Annotated in this window: 14 protein-coding genes; 8 read left to right on the top strand and 6 right to left on the bottom strand. The window is 68.6% G+C overall.

The features are described 5' to 3' along the window. Positions 1-103: 103 nt before the first annotated feature. Positions 104-1,123, top strand: coding sequence for an aldo/keto reductase (locus tag IEY31_RS00845; protein WP_188968064.1), 1,020 nt, complete (start codon positions 104-106; stop codon positions 1,121-1,123). A gap of 89 nt (positions 1,124-1,212) precedes the next feature. Then, positions 1,213-1,959 (top strand): chlorite dismutase family protein, encoded by a 747-nt coding sequence (locus tag IEY31_RS00840; protein ID WP_188968767.1) that lies wholly within the window; start codon positions 1,213-1,215, stop codon positions 1,957-1,959. A gap of 99 nt (positions 1,960-2,058) precedes the next feature. Here IEY31_RS00840 and IEY31_RS00835 read toward each other — a convergent pair whose 3' ends face one another. The 5 genes from IEY31_RS00835 to IEY31_RS00815 all read right to left on the bottom strand — a co-directional run bounded on the left by IEY31_RS00835 (position 2,059) and on the right by IEY31_RS00815 (position 7,772). Next, on the bottom strand, positions 2,059-2,847 hold the full coding sequence (locus tag IEY31_RS00835) for a cytochrome C (protein WP_188968062.1): 789 nt from the start codon (positions 2,845-2,847) through the stop codon (positions 2,059-2,061). Between the two features lie 316 nt (positions 2,848-3,163). Then, entirely contained in the window at positions 3,164-3,817 is a 654-nt protein-coding gene (locus IEY31_RS00830; RefSeq protein ID WP_188968060.1) for a response regulator, read from the bottom strand. A gap of 77 nt (positions 3,818-3,894) precedes the next feature. Beyond that, entirely contained in the window at positions 3,895-4,929 is a 1,035-nt protein-coding gene (locus IEY31_RS00825) for a DUF4097 family beta strand repeat-containing protein (protein WP_229723229.1), read from the bottom strand. Then, positions 4,926-6,659 (bottom strand): sensor histidine kinase, encoded by a 1,734-nt coding sequence (locus tag IEY31_RS00820; protein WP_188968058.1) that lies wholly within the window; start codon positions 6,657-6,659, stop codon positions 4,926-4,928. Before IEY31_RS00820 ends, IEY31_RS00825 begins: the two co-directional genes overlap by 4 nt. Positions 6,660-6,752: 93 nt before the next feature. After that, positions 6,753-7,772 (bottom strand): D-alanine--D-alanine ligase family protein, encoded by a 1,020-nt coding sequence (locus IEY31_RS00815; RefSeq protein ID WP_188968056.1) that lies wholly within the window; start codon positions 7,770-7,772, stop codon positions 6,753-6,755. A 198-nt stretch (positions 7,773-7,970) separates the two neighbouring features. On the opposite strand from IEY31_RS00815, the gene IEY31_RS00810 reads away from it, so the two are divergent. The 6 genes from IEY31_RS00810 (at position 7,971) to rimO (ending at position 12,745) form a co-directional block, all read left to right on the top strand. Beyond that, a complete protein-coding gene (locus tag IEY31_RS00810) occupies positions 7,971-8,396 on the top strand; it encodes a hypothetical protein (RefSeq protein WP_188968054.1) in 426 nt (141 codons plus the stop codon). Next, the gene (locus tag IEY31_RS00805; RefSeq protein ID WP_229723228.1) at positions 8,393-8,737 is read left to right on the top strand and encodes an RNHCP domain-containing protein; all 345 of its coding nucleotides are present in this window, start codon (positions 8,393-8,395) and stop codon (positions 8,735-8,737) included. Before IEY31_RS00810 ends, IEY31_RS00805 begins: the two co-directional genes overlap by 4 nt. Positions 8,738-8,794: 57 nt before the next feature. Then, the gene (locus IEY31_RS00800) at positions 8,795-8,968 is read left to right on the top strand and encodes a hypothetical protein (protein WP_188968052.1); all 174 of its coding nucleotides are present in this window, start codon (positions 8,795-8,797) and stop codon (positions 8,966-8,968) included. Continuing rightward, positions 8,965-9,879 (top strand): MBL fold metallo-hydrolase, encoded by a 915-nt coding sequence (locus IEY31_RS00795; RefSeq protein ID WP_229723227.1) that lies wholly within the window; start codon positions 8,965-8,967, stop codon positions 9,877-9,879. The genes IEY31_RS00800 and IEY31_RS00795 overlap by 4 nt, the downstream gene beginning before the upstream one ends. Continuing rightward, complete coding sequence (gene purD, locus IEY31_RS00790) at positions 9,876-11,123, top strand: phosphoribosylamine--glycine ligase (RefSeq protein ID WP_188968050.1); 1,248 nt, start codon at positions 9,876-9,878, stop codon at positions 11,121-11,123. Before IEY31_RS00795 ends, purD begins: the two co-directional genes overlap by 4 nt. Positions 11,124-11,248: 125 nt before the next feature. After that, the gene (rimO, locus tag IEY31_RS00785; protein ID WP_188968048.1) at positions 11,249-12,745 is read left to right on the top strand and encodes a 30S ribosomal protein S12 methylthiotransferase RimO; all 1,497 of its coding nucleotides are present in this window, start codon (positions 11,249-11,251) and stop codon (positions 12,743-12,745) included. Positions 12,746-12,817: 72 nt separating this feature from the next. On the opposite strand, the gene IEY31_RS00780 is transcribed toward rimO, so the two are convergent. Further along, on the bottom strand, positions 12,818-14,284 hold the full coding sequence (locus IEY31_RS00780; RefSeq protein ID WP_229723226.1) for a beta/alpha barrel domain-containing protein: 1,467 nt from the start codon (positions 14,282-14,284) through the stop codon (positions 12,818-12,820). Positions 14,285-14,387 lie beyond the last annotated feature (103 nt).

Raw genomic sequence — 14,387 nt, 5'->3', positions numbered from 1 at the left:
GAGGTTCAGTTCGTATGACAGCACACCAGCAGCGTGCTTTTCCAGGCGACCTGACCGCTCGTTCGGGGTCATCCCTCCCCCGGCGCGGTGAAAGAGTATCCACATGGAATACCGCGAGTTGAAAGGAACAGACCTGACTGTCAGTGCCGTGGGCTTCGGCGTGTGGACGGTGGGCACGACCTGGTGGGGCGTCAAGGACGAGGGGATGGGCAAGCGGCTGCTGCGCGAGGCCTTTGAGGCGGGCGTGACGTACTTCGACAACGCCGACACCTACGCCTCCGGCCGCGCCGAGGAAATGCAGCGCGAGGCCCTGGGCGACGTGCGCGAGAAGATCGTGATCGGTACCAAGTTTGGCTACGACATCTACAACAATCCAGACCGTCCGGGGCAGCAGGAACGCCCGCACGACTGGTCTCCGGCGTACCTCCGCAAGGCGCTGGAAGGCAGCCTGAAACGGCTGGGCACCGATTACATCGACTTCTACCAGCTGCATAACCCGCGCGTGGACGCCATCGCCCTCGACGACCTGTGGGCGGAACTGGACACCCTGAAAGCCGAGGGCCTGATCCGCGCCTACGGCACCGCGCTGGGACCGGCCCTGAACGAGCGGCAGATCGAGGAAGGCATCGCCTCCGTACGGGACCGCCACGCCCCCACCCAGATCATCTACAACCTGCTGGAGCAGGCACTGGGCGAAAAGATTCTGCCGGTGGCCGAGGCCGAGGGCGTGAGCATCGTGGCCCGCGTGCCGCACGCCTCAGGGCTGCTGGAAGGTTACATGACGCTGGACACCGAGTTCGAGCCCGGCGACCACCGCAACTGGCGTATGACCACCAACGCGAAGAAGAAGGCCTGGATGGAAGACGGGCTGAAGAAGGTGGAGGATCTGCAGCCCTTCGTAGCCGGCCGCACCATCGGGCAGCTTGCGTTGCAGTTCGCGCTGCACTCGCCGATGATGGCCTCAGTCCTGCCCAACATCTACGACGAGAAGGGCCTTAAGGAGTACGTCGCCGCCTTCGATGCCGCGCCCCTGACTGACGATGAATACAACGCGATCCAGAGGCTCTACCGCGACAATTTCGGCCTGACCCACGACCTGCGCGGACAGGCGGTGGCCCGATGAGCGACGAACAGCAGACGCCCCAGACCGAGGCGACTCCGCCTGCCGGACGCCCCGCCGCCAGCTCCGGATCAGCCAGTGGCCGTCCCAGGATGATGGTGGACCTCGATCCCAGCGGACAGGTCACCGGGCGCGAGGGTGACCGCAGCAACCGCCAGTTCATGAACTATGCCTTCTTCAAGCTGGACCCCGCCTTCCGCCGGTTGCCGCAGGCCGAGCGCGACGAACTGAAGGCCGAATTTCTGGCCGCCGCCGAGGGCTGGGTCAGCGACGCGCCCGCCCCCAAGGGCCTGATCCTGCGCCCGTACTCGCTGGTGGGCGTGCGCGGCGACGTGGATTTCATGCTGTGGCGCATCGCCTTCGACGTGCGTGAGTTCACCGAGGCGCAGGCCCGGCTGAACCGCACCCGCCTGATGGGCTACCTGACGCAGCCGTACAACTTCGTCTCCATGAACAAGCGCAGCCAGTATGTCAACCGCGTGGACGGTAGCGGGCACGGGCTGGAGGTGCTGCCGGGGCAGGGGCAGTTCCTCTTTATCTACCCCTTCGTCAAGACGCGGGCATGGTATGACCTGACGCCGCACAGCCGCCAGGGGATGATGGACGAGCATATCCACGCCTCGGTGCCGTTTAAGGGCGTGCGGATCAACACCAGCTACAGCTACGGCATCGATGACCAGGAGTTCGTGGTGTCCTTCGACAGCGACTACCCGCAGGAGTTCGTGGACCTCGTTCACCGCCTGCGCTACACCGAGGCCAGCATGTACACCCTGCAGGACACGCCGATGTTCACGTGCGTGAAAAAGGAACTGGCGGGCGTGCTGGACGATCTGGGCTGAGCCGACAACACTGGGTACATCCAAATTGAGCGTGCCGGGCTGGGTCAGGGGGAGCCTCTTTCTCCAGCCCTGCCCGGCACGCTCACGCGTTACGGGCGTCTACTGAACAGGCTTGAAGCCGCCCAGAACAAAGTCGTAGGCCTGCGTGGATGCGTTGTAGGTGGCCTCAAAAGTCGTGGGGTACAGGGTGGCCTGGGCTGGCCCGGCGGGCACGGGCAGGCTGAACGAGGCCTGACGTTGCAGCGCGGCCCGGCTCACCATCGGTTCCACGAAGATGAACTTGCCACCGTAATACCCGGCGATCATGACCTGATCGAACACCCCGTCCTTCATCTCGCCAGGAGCCTTGAACTCGGTGAGGGGCAGGGCGTGGTAGCCCATGGTGGGAACGCAGACGTCCTGAGGCGGGACGCCCGGCGGGACCGGGGGCAGCCAGCCGGCCGGCACCTTCGACGGGTCGCCCTGGGTGGCGTCCTTGCAATCGATGGCCTGCACCTGCGCCTTGGTGAGGTGATGGTAGTGAACGTCGAAATGCGGGGTGCCGTAACGCCCCAGCGGGTCGTGTCCCTGCGGCATGAAGTCCAGCGCCAGAAAGTTGATGAACGTGCTGTCCTGCGCCACCTTGGGAAAATTCAAGGTGACGGACTGGTGGTGACCGGCCATGGGCTCGTGGTTCACCGCTGACATGGGCAGCGTAAAGCCCAGGGTGCTCACCTGTCCATCCGGACCCATCCTGGCCCAGGTGCTGACGGTGGCCCCATTAAAACTTCCGCTCTCGCCCTTGAGGGTCTGCGGTCCCCCGCCCAGCATGCTGCAGCCGCCCAGCAGCGCGGTCCCCAGGAGCATTCCAGTGCGGGCGGCGGCGTGCCAAAGGTCGTGACGGTCCATACGTTCCCCCCCGGCCCAAACGTGGGCCTCAAGCCCAGGCATGTGTCGGGCGGGACGGCAGGCAGGGTCAGCAGAGTGTGCGACGTGGCTGTGGCGGGGCCGCTCCCAGATGAAGCGGGCCAGAGCCCAGCAGTTCTGCAGACAGGCCGTGGCAACACCTGGCCTGAGCTTTGTAACAAATTATACTTTACGAACCGTTGCCAAAGTACCTGAGAACACTTCATGAACACGTAATATGTGTTCCCGGTTCTCAATAGGTACCTCCGCTATCGTCGTCGCCTATGTCCACGCGCGGCGGCTCTGACTCCGGCCGTACCTAGCCCTCCAGCGTGGCGATTCCATGCTTCAGGGCATACAGTGCCGCCTGTGTGCGGCTGTCCAGTTCCAGCTTGCTCAGCAGGCGCGACACGTGCGTTTTCACGGTGGCCTCGCTGACGCCCTGATCGGCGGCGATGTCGCGGTTGCTGCGGCCACGCGCAATCAGCTGCAGCACAATGGTTTCCTTGGGCGTCAGCGTCTCACGCATCTCCGCGCTGCGGAAGTCGCGCACCAGTCGGCGGGCGGCCTCGGGGTGCAGCCGGACCTCGCCGCGTGCGGCGGCGTGGATGGCCTCGGCCAGCGTGTCGCTCGACGCGTCCTTGAGCATGTACGAAATGGCCCCAGCCTCAATGGCGCCGTTGACCTTGTGCTCCTCCAGGGTGCTGGTCAGGGCGATTACCTCGGTGTCGGGCAGGGCGCGGCGCAGCGCCCTGGTGGCGGTGATGCCGTCCATCACGGGCATCATCAGGTCCATGACCACCACGTCCGGGGTCAGCCGCTGCGCCTCGGCCAGGGCTTCCTCGCCGTTGCCCGCCTCACCCACCACCTCGATGTCGGGGTCCAGGCCCAGAAACAGGCGCAGGCCCTGACGCACGACGGCGTGGTCATCTACAAGCAGAACGCGAACGGTGGGCGTGGTTGGGGTGGACATGGGGGCCTCCTAGGGCTGCCGTGGTGGCGCTGTATTGACCGGAAATCGACCGGGACAGGGTGGTGACGGGACAGGACTTACGGGGAGAGGGGCTCGAGGGTGAACCTGTCGCCCGGCGCGTCGATGAACACGTCCAGATCGGGGGCACTGGCGGGCGGCTGTCCGGCAGGCAGGCTGAGCGTGTCACGGTCTGTGAAGCGCACGCGCAGGGTCAGGTCGGGGGCGGCGCGCAGGGTCACGTCGCCGCTCTGACTGCGGATGTCCAGATTGCCGCGCGTGCCCGCGAGGGCAGTGACCGCCACATCGCCGCTGGCCGTGGTGAGGGTGCCGCGCGAGAAGGCGGCGGGCAGGGTCAGGCGCACGTTGCCGCTGGCCGTTCCGGCCCCCAGCGTGCCTGTGGTGGCCCCGGCCAGGTCCAAGTCTAGGTCACCGCTGACCGTGTTGACGCGCAGGGCCTCGGGCGCTGCGCCAGAAGGGGCCAGAACCCGGATGTTGCCCGACGTGCTGACCAGGGCGACCGGCCCGCCCGTCTGCGCGGGCAGCGTGACCCGCAGCCCTCCGCTGACGCTGCGGGCATTCAGTGCCTGGAGCCGCAGCGGCGTCAGGTCCAGCGTCTGGTTCCCGCTCAGGGTATGGATGCCCAGCGTCAGTGGCAGGCTGCGGCTGGCGCGGAGGTCGATCACGTGCTGCACGGGTTCGGGCGACGCGACGGTTACGCCGTTCCGCTGCAGCGCCTGCACCCGCAGGGTCAGGCCAAAGTTCAGCTGAGTGCCGGTCTGCCCGGCGCTGCGGCCCGTGCTGAGCTGCACCGGGTTGCGGGCGCGGTGGGTGACCTGACCGCCCACCACCAGCGCACTGCCGGCGGGCAGCGCTCCCACGCTGAGATTGGTGCGGTCCCCGTCGATCTTCAGCTTCGCCGTCCGCGCCAGATCGTTGGGCAGGGGGCCGTCCAGCGCCGCCCGGACCGGGGTGGTCACGGTGCCCATGCCGGGGGTGGGCCTGACCGTCACGCCCTGCCACGCCAGCAGCGCGCCCGCACCGGCCAGCAGCAGGCCTAGCGCCATACGGGCCAGCACCGGGAGCAGCGGGCGGGTCTCGGGACTGACGGTCACGCCCCCACCCCCGCCGGTCTGGGCAGGGCGACTGGAGCGGCGGGCAGGCGCAGGGTGACGGCGGTGCCCTCGCCCGCCCCACTCCTGACCTCCAGCGTGCCTCCGGCACCCGCCGCACGCTCACGCATGCTGCGCTGGCCCAGCGTGCCGCGCCCGGCTGCCGAGGGGTCGAAGCCGCGCCCGTCGTCGCGGATGCTGACCGTTACCGCCGGTCCGTCCTGCGCCACCTCCAGCCAGACGTTCTGCGCGCGGGCGTGCTTGACCACGTTGTGCAGCGCCTCCTGCGCCACGCGGTAGGCGGCGGCCTGGGCGTCGGGGGACAGCGGCGGTTCAAAGTCCAGACGGGCGTGGACCGTCAGGCCGTGGCGGGCCTCCAGCGCGTGGGCGTGCTGCGCCAGGGCCGCCACCAGCCCGCCCTCTTCCAGCGCGTCGGGGCGCAGGCTAAAGAGCAGCGCCTTCATCTCCGAGACGCCGCCCTCGGCCAGCCGGATGGTGTAGTCCAGGCTGGCGCGGGTGCGTTCAGCGTCTCGGTCCAGGGTGGCGCGGGCGGTCTTGGCACCCAGCGAGATGCCGTACAGCGCCTGCGCCACGCTGTCGTGCAGCTCACGGGCCAGCCGGGCGCGTTCCAGCTCCCCGGCCCGTGCCCCGGCCCGCTCGATCAGCTGGGCGGCGTGCTGGGCGGTTCCGGCGTGATCGGCAATGCTCAGGAGAAAGGCCAGCTCGTCGGCGCCGGGGCGCACGCCTGCCGGGTACAGGGCGCGCAGGGTGCCGCCCTCCAGGGCGCCTGCCGAGGCCGGCAGCGTGACGGGCAGGGTGGCCAGGGCGCCGCCGCCCTGAATCAGCCGCACGTCCGCCTCGCCCTGGGACGGCAGGCGGTCCAGGGCCCCCGACAGCCCCGGCCCCAGTGGCCCGCTGACGGCGCGCAGCGTGCCGTCAGGCGCGGTCAGCGCCACTGCCAGCGCGGTGCTGGCCGCCCGCGCCTGGGCCGTCAGGTCTGCCAGGGTGGTGTCCAGATCGTCGCCCAGGGCCACCCGGCCAGCGGCGCGGCGCAGGGCCACCACCTCGCGCCGCGCCGCCTCGTAGCCGGGATCGCGCGACAGCAGGGCCACGGCCAGGCGGGTCCACATCCGGCCCATCAGGTTCAGTACACCCGCGGAGATCAGCAGGCCGCCCACGCCCAGCACCATCAGCCCGGCGGTGGACAGCGAGCCGGGCAGCAGCGTCTGCTCGCCCCAGACCACTGGAAAGGTCTGCGGGTACAGCGCCCACACCGGCGACAGCAGCCCCAGCAGCGTCAGCCCCAGCAGCGCGGCCAGCACCAGCCAGCACACCACCGCCAGCGGCAACTGCACCACGTGGAACAGCAGCGTGCGGTAGGTCAGCGGGTCCGCCAGCGTGGCGCGCAGCCACGCCAGCGTGCCGCGTGGGACGGGCGTCAGCGGCGGCGGCGCGAAGCTCACGCCCAGCACCCCGGCCAGCGCCCGCTGCACGTCGCCCAGGCCGCCCACCAGCCACAGCGAGGCCAGCAGGAAGGCTGCGCCCACCAGCAGCGCCAGCGTCAGCAGCCCGCCCACCACGCCCCCGGTGATCAGGCCCGCCGTGAACGTGCCCATCGGCAGCGCCAGCAGGATGTACAGCGCCGCGCGGTAGGTGTGGGGGTCCAGCAGATCGGACAGCACGCCCTCGCGCCGCCCCTGTCTGTCCGGGTGTGCCCTCACACGCACCATCATGCGACGAAGCTACGGCCCCCACGGCACGGGCGCGTCCGCCGAAAGGGGGAACCGGGGGTGGTGGGTGGACAGGACAGGGCGGCGGTGGGCCGCCTAGCGCTGTTCCAGGGCCAGCTCCACCAGCCGCGTGACCAGCTCGCTGTAGCCGATGCCCGCCGCCTCCCACAGCTTGGGGTACATGCTGGTCTGGGTGAACCCCGGCATGGTGTTGACCTCATTGAGCAGCAGCTCGCCGGTTTCCTCAACGTAGAAGAAATCCACGCGGGCCAGCCCGGCGCAGTCCAGGGCAAGAAAGGCGCTCAGGGCCAGTTCGCGCACGCGCCGGGCCACGTCCCCACTGATGGGAGCGGGAATGTGAATCTCGGCCAGACCCTCGGTGTACTTGGTCTCGTAGTCGTAGAACTCGGACGCGAAGCGCAGCTCGCCCACCGGGCTGGCGGTGGGGGCGTCGTTGCCCAGCACGCCCACCTCCAGCTCACGGGGCTTGTGGGTGGTCATGGCCTCCAGGATTACGCGGCGGTCCAGGCTGAAGGCCAGGTCCAGGGCGGCGTCGAGTTCGTGCGGGCCACCCACCTTGCTGATGCCCACGCTGGACCCCAGGTTGGCCGGCTTGACGAACAGCGGAAAGTCCAGTTCGGCGGCGCGGGCACGCACCGTCTGGGCGTCACGCTGCCACTCGCGGCGCACGGCCAGCCGCCAGTCCACCTGCGGAATGCCCGCCGAGGCCAGCACCTGCTTGGTCATTACCTTGTCCATGCTGACGGCCGAGCCCAGCACGCCGCTGCCCACAAACGGGATGCCCGCCAGCGTCAGCAGGCCCTGAACCGTGCCGTCCTCGCCCATCGGGCCGTGCAGCAGGGGAAACACGGCGTCGTAGCCCTCGGCGCTGGCGACGCGGTGCAGCACCAGGTCACCGCCCGACTCTGCCGCACCGTTTTCCAGCGCCTGCCGGGTGTCGGTGGGCGGCAGCCAGCGCCCCTGCTTGCTGATCGCCACCGGCGTCACGTCAAACTGGTCACGCGGTAGGGCCGCCAGGACGCTGCGGGCACTACTCAGGCTGACCTCGTGTTCCCCGGACTGGCCGCCTGCCAGCAGCAGAATGCGCTTCTTCATCGGGGCGCAGTATGTCATGGGGACGGTGCGCTGCCCTGCGGCCATGCAAGACAGGTCTACCGGGAGTCGGGACGGGAGGGCAGACAGGCCGTGACGTTCTTCGGAGGGCACCGCCGTGTGCCTGCCACCAGCCCGGCCCCTCTGAACTGCGCCCGCCCCTCATTTGTCCTGCCCTGGCCGTGGTGAAATAGCGGTCTGATGGCCGCGTCTTCCCCCTTTGATTCCCGGCAGGCCGAGGCCGGGCGCACGCCCACGCTGGCGGTGCTGGTCGGCATTTTCATGGTGACCGTCACGCCCTTCGTGGCCGGGCTGGTGCAGGGGCAGACGGCGGACTGGGGCCGCAACGTGCTGTACGCCGTCGCCACCGCCGCGCTGCTGTACAGCGTGTGGCGCGGCAGCGTGTGGGCCTGGCGGCTGACCGTGGGGCTGTGCATGGTGGCAGGCCTGCTGGTGTTCGTGGTGGGCATGCTGGCCGGCTCGGTGGCGTGGCAGGGCTGGGTGGTCAGCGGGGCCGGGCTGGCGTACCTGCTTCTGGGTACGGCCTTAGTGGGCACCGCCGTGATCCGCGCCTTTCTGGATTCCCGCTGGGAGGCGCGCGGGCGGCAGCTGAGGCGCGGACGGTGACCGACACAGCGGGCCGCCGCTTCACCGTGCAGGGCACCAACAATGCCTTCGTGTGCCGCAACTGCGGCGCGGAGGTCCTGCCCCTGACCAACGGCAGCGTGCGCAACCACTGCCCCGCGTGCCTGCACAGCCTGCACGTGGACGTGCTGCCCGGTGACCGCGCCAGCACCTGCCACGGGCTGCTGTCTCCGGTGGGTGCCGAGCAGAGCGGCAAGAAAGGCTGGATCATCGTGCACCAGTGCCAGAAGTGCGGTTTCACGGGCCGCAACCGCGCCGCCCTGGACGACGCCCGGCAGCCGGACGACTGGGACGCCCTGATCGGGCTGACGACGCGGCGCTAGACAGCCGTCCGCCCACTCTTTTCTCACCGCCTGACCCCAGACGGTATCCTGCCGCCCATGCTTCTCTGGCTTTTCTGCGGGTTCATCCTGCTCAGCGCGACGTTCATTCTGTTCCTCAGTCTGGGGCCGCTCAAGACCGCCGGGAACGTGCGGACCCTGCGGGGGCTGGCGGCCGTGCAGTACGTCGCCGCCGCCCTGCTGGCCGCCGCGCGAGTCACGGGGGCCGCGTGACCGGTACGCGGGGTGGGGTGCAGACGGTGGACCTGAATTTCCAGGACACCCCCGGCGTGATCGCCGCCTACATCCTGGACACCGGAGACGGGCTGGCGGTGGTGGACACCGGGCCGACCAGCACCCTGCCCACGCTGGTTGCAGGCATTGAGGCCCTGGGCGCAACGCTTGCGGACGTGCGCCACCTGCTGCTTACCCATATCCATTTTGACCATGCCGGGGCTGCCGGAAGCATCCTTTCGCAGGTGCCGGGGGCGCGGGCCTACGTCCACGAGCGCGGCGCGAAGCATCTGGCCAGCCCGGAACGGCTGGTGGCCAGCGCCACCCAGATCTACGGCGACGCGATGGACCGCCTGTGGGGCGAGATGCTTCCCATCCCCGCCGAGAAGCTGACGGTGCTGGCGGGCGGCGAGGCGCTGCACATCGGTGACCTGAGCGTGGACGCCCTGTACACGCCGGGGCACGCGGTTCACCACCTGGCCTACCACACGGGGAAAGACCTGTTCGTGGGTGATGTGGGCGGCGTGCGCCTGGACACGCACCAGACCCCGCGTGCGCCCACGCCGCCGCCGGACATCAACCTGGAGGTCTGGCGGCAGAGCGTGGCCGCGCTGCGGGAGCGGGACGCGCAGACCCTGCATCTGGCGCACTTCGGCAGCTACGCCCAGGGGGCGGCCCACTGGGCCGGCCTGCTGAACAAGATGGAACTGGATGCGGGGCGCATCCACGCCGGAATGGAGGCGGGCCAGGACTTCGGGGCGATCTCGGAGGCGTATACCAGGATGCTGATGCAGGAACTGCTGGCGGAGGGTGAGGACCTGCCCGCCCGCTACGACTTCGCCTGCCCGCCGTGGATGAGCGTGCAGGGGCTGATGCGCTACTGGCAGAAAAAGGCGGTGCGTCCGTCTTGAGGGTGCTGGTGATCGGCGGCGGCGGGCGCGAACATGCCATCGTCCATGCCTGCGCCCGACAGGGGCATACCGTGCTGTGTACCCCTGGCAACCCTGGTATCGCGGGGCTGGCACAGGTGCTGGACAGCCCCCAGGACGCCGACGCGCTGGCTGAACTGGCGCTGCGCGAGGCGGCCGACGTGGTGATCGTCGGCCCGGAAGCGTACCTGGCGGCGGGCGTGGTGGACGCCTGCACGGCACGCGGCGTTCCGGCCTTTGGTCCCACGGCAGCGGCCAGTCGTCTGGAAGGGGACAAGGGCTGGAGCAAGGCGTTTATGCAGCGTCACGGCATTCCCACAGCCCGGCACGCCACGTTTCATGATCTGGACGCGGCCCTGGCCCATCTGGCCACCCAGCCTGCGCCCATCGTCATCAAGGACGCGGCGCTGCGGGCGGGCAAGGGCGTCACGGTTGCCCACAGCGTCGCCGACGCTCAGGCGGCCCTGCGCGACATCTTCAGCGTGCCGGACGCCTGCGCCGTGATCGAGGACTTCATGACCGGGCAGGAGGTGTCGGTGCTGGCCCTGACCGACGGCGTAGCGTTTGCCCTGACCCCACCCAGCCAGGACCACAAGACCATCTTCGAGGGCGACACCGGCCCCATGACCGGCGGCATGGGCGTGATCTGTCCGTTTCCACTGTCTGATGATGCTCTTGAGACCATCAAGCAGCGCGTTATCGTTCCCACCCTGGCGGGCATGCGTGCCGAGGGCCTGCCGTTTCAGGGCGTGCTGTACGCCGGGCTGATGCTCACGCCGGACGGCCCGAAGGTGGTGGAGTTCAACGCCCGCTTCGGTGATCCGGAGGCCGAGGCGGTGCTGCCGCTGCTTCAGAGTGACCTCGCCCAGCACTGCCTGGATGCGGCTAACGGACGGCTGGACCCGCACACCGTCCGCTTCAGCGACGAGGCCAGCGCCGTGGTCATTCTGGCAGCCCCCGGCTACCCTGGCGATCCGCTGCGCGGCGTGCCGCTGGGCCTGCCGGGTGTGGGCGAGAACGAGATCATCTACCACGCCGGAACCCGCGAGGTGGGCGGTGAGCTGCACAGCAGCGGCGGGCGCGTGCTGGCCGTCACTGCCGTGGCCCCGACGCTGAACACGGCGCTGGCGCGGGCCTACGCGCTGGCAGACCGGGTGGAGTTTGCGGGAGCGCAGTTGCGGCGTGACATCGGCTCCCGCATCGGGGCGCGCGCAACCGAGGAGTAACCCCTCGCCTTGCCCCGGCCTTTGGTGAGCTGCGGCCTGCTCCCTGCCGGTCCTTTCCTGTAAACTGCCGGGCTGACCCTGCCTCTGGCCCTGCTGGAGAGAGGCGAGAGGACGGAGGAGAGCGCATGACTCAAACGGTAGATTCGCCCACAACAACGGGCATACAAAACGTGGGAAGCCGCAAGGTGGGCTTTATCAGCCTGGGCTGCCCCAAAGCCCTGGTGGACAGCGAACGCATCCTGACGCAGCTGCGCGTCGAGGGCTACGAGGTGGCCGCCAGCTACGAGGGCGCAGACGCCGTGATCGTCAACACCTGCGGCTTTATCACCCCCGCCGTGGAGGAATCCTTGAGCGCCATTGGTGAGGCGCTGGAGGCCACCGGCCGCGTGATCGTCACCGGTTGCCTGGGCGAACGCCCCGACAAGATTCTGGAGCGTCACCCCAAAGTCGCTGCCATTACCGGCAGCGAGGCGGTAGACGACGTGATGATGCACGTGCGCGAGCTGCTGCCCATCGAAACGGACGAATTTACGGGGGTGCTGCCCGTCGCGGCCCCCGGTATGCGGCCTGAGCGTGAGGTCACCAAGCACGGCGACGTGTTCGCGCCCACCATCAAGCTGACGCCCCGGCACTACGCCTACGTCAAGATCGCCGAGGGCTGCAACCACACCTGCGCCTTTTGCATCATTCCCAAGCTGCGCGGGTTGCAGGTCTCGCGCGACGCGGGCGCGGTGCTGTACGAGTCCTTCCGCCTGATCGCGGGCGGCACCAAGGAACTGATGATCATCTCGCAGGACACCAGCGCCTACGGTGTGGACGTGCGTTACCGCGAATCCGAGTTTCAGGGCGAACAGGTGCGCGCCCACCTGACCGATCTGGCCGTCAAGCTGGGCGAGATGGGCGCGTGGGTGCGGATGCATTACGTCTACCCGTACCCGCACGTCGATAAGATCGTGGAGCTGATGGCGCAGGGAAAAATCCTGCCGTATCTGGACGTGCCGCTACAACACGCCTCACCGCGCATCCTGCGGCTGATGCGGCGGCCCGGCGCAGGCAAACAACTGGACACCATCCGGCGCTGGCGCGGCATCTGCCCCGAACTGACCATCCGCAGCACCTTTATCGTGGGCTTTCCCGGCGAAACCGAGGAAGAGTTTCAGGAACTGCTGACTTTCCTGGAAGACGCCCGCCTGGACCGTGTGGGCGCCTTCGCGTACTCGGACGTGGAGGAAGCCGATGCCAACGCCCTGCCCGATCCCGTGCCGGAGAACGTGAAGCAGGAACGCCTCGCCCGCTTCATGGAAGTGGCGCAGCGCATCAGCACCGAGCGGCTGGCCGAGAAGGTGGGCCGGGTGATGGACGTGATCATCGACGAATTCAACGACGACGAGGGCGACGCGCCGGGCACCCGGCTGATCGGGCGCACCAAGGGCGACGCGCCCGGCATCGACGGTCAGGTCTATCTGTTCGCAGGCGATTTCGCAGGCAAGATTAAAATCGGCGACATTGTGCGCGCCCGCATTGAGGACAGCGACGAATACGATTTGTTTGGAGAAGTGGTGGAACGGCCAGAGTGGAAGCCGAATGTGCCGCAACTGGGGCATTTCGGGGGACATCACTGAAGCTGCCGTAGGTGCTAACGGGCGATGGGGGCCGCATCCTGTTCAGGCGGCCCCCATCGCTTTTGCTGAGCGTTATGCTCCCGGCGTGTACCGCCCCAGCAGGAATTCGACCACATCCTCTGCCCCATATCCCAAAGGCCATGCGGCGATGTCGTTCAGGCTGTCGCCGCTGGTCATCAGCGAGTCTTCCACGTAGCCACCCTTCTGGACCTGGGCGTATCCGGCGTCGGTCATCAGGGCGTTACATAGGCATTTGCGGCCCACAGTGTCCTCAATCTTGCCGCCTTTGGCGACGTAGGCGTCCACGGGCTCGGCGGCGCAACGCAGGCCGGTCTTGCCGTCCTCACCCGCGTAGGCTTCGCGCAGGTAGCCGATGTCGCACACGCGCGGGCGGGCCAGGTACTGTTCCATGCGGGCCAGCGTGTCGTCCACCTGCACCACCTTGAACGGAAACCCGGTGGGCGAGGCCAGCGGATCGGTGTACACGTCCACGCCGCCTTCCTTGGTCAGCACGTGAACCTGTTCGCGCAGATCGTCACGCAGGCCGCTGTCGGCGCAGTAGGCGAACAGCGTGCCCACCTGAATGCCCGCCGCGCCGCGTGCCAGCGCTTCCTGTAGCGCCTCCGGGGTGGCGCGGCTGCCAGCCAGCCAGAACGGGAGGCCCAGCTTCTTCATCTCGTCCAGATCGGCAATGTCGCGCTCGCCGTAGATCGGCTGGCCGGACTCGTCGAAGGTGGGCGTGCCGCGAGGCGGGGCATTGTGGCCCCCGGCGGTGGGGCCTTCAATCACAAAACCCTCCACCGAGCCGCTGGCCTTCTTCATCAGCACGCCCGCCAGAATGTGCGAGGTCACAATCGGGTAGAACTTCGGACGCTTCAACTCGCGCCGCTCCAGCCCGTACTCGGCAGGGTCAAAGGTCAGGACGGCGGCGTCCCCGCCCTTGACGTCCAGCTTGATCGAGGCCGGCCCACCCGCCGCAAAAGCGTCCAGCACGCCGGGAATCTCGCGCGGAATGCCCGCGCCCATGATCACGACGTCGGCCCCGGCCAGCATCGCGCCGTAGAGGGCCGGGACCGTATGCAGTTGCAGCTTGGTCAGCAGATTGACGCCCACCGGGTTGCTGTGCCCCTCACGCGCCAGGAACACTTCCACGAAACTGCCCATAACGCCCAGTTCCCACGCCGCGCCGTGCTTGGTCACGGTGGGCAGCGGCACGCGGCGGTAGGACTGGCCGGGGGCGCGTCCGCTTTCCAGGAAGTACATCCGAATGACCTTCTCGGCGCGTTCCTGGTTGGGATAGGCGGCCAGCGCGCGGCGCACATGGCCGCCCTCGTCGCCGTCCTGCAGGCGGCGCACCAGCACGTTGTCGATGCCGGTGCAGGACACGATGCCCAGTTGGCCCACGCTGGACACGGCCTGTGCCAGTCCCCAGTGCGAGATGCCCACGCCCATGCCGCCCTGAATGATCTGTGGCAGGGGTGGGGTGATGCGGGGGCTATCGGCGGGGGCGGACGTGTGTGTTGTGGGGGTTTGCGTCATGGTCAGAACCTTTGGGGGCGCCGAGGTCGGCGGGGTGGAAGCGGATGGGGCGCGGGATGAGGCGCTGGACAGGCAGGGTGCGGCGGGGAGGTACAGGGCAGCA

Source organism: Deinococcus aerolatus (assembly GCF_014647055.1).
GTDB lineage: Bacteria > Deinococcota > Deinococci > Deinococcales > Deinococcaceae > Deinococcus > Deinococcus aerolatus.
Note: the sequence above shows the minus strand (reverse complement) of the source record. Positions and strands in the feature narration are given on the sequence as shown.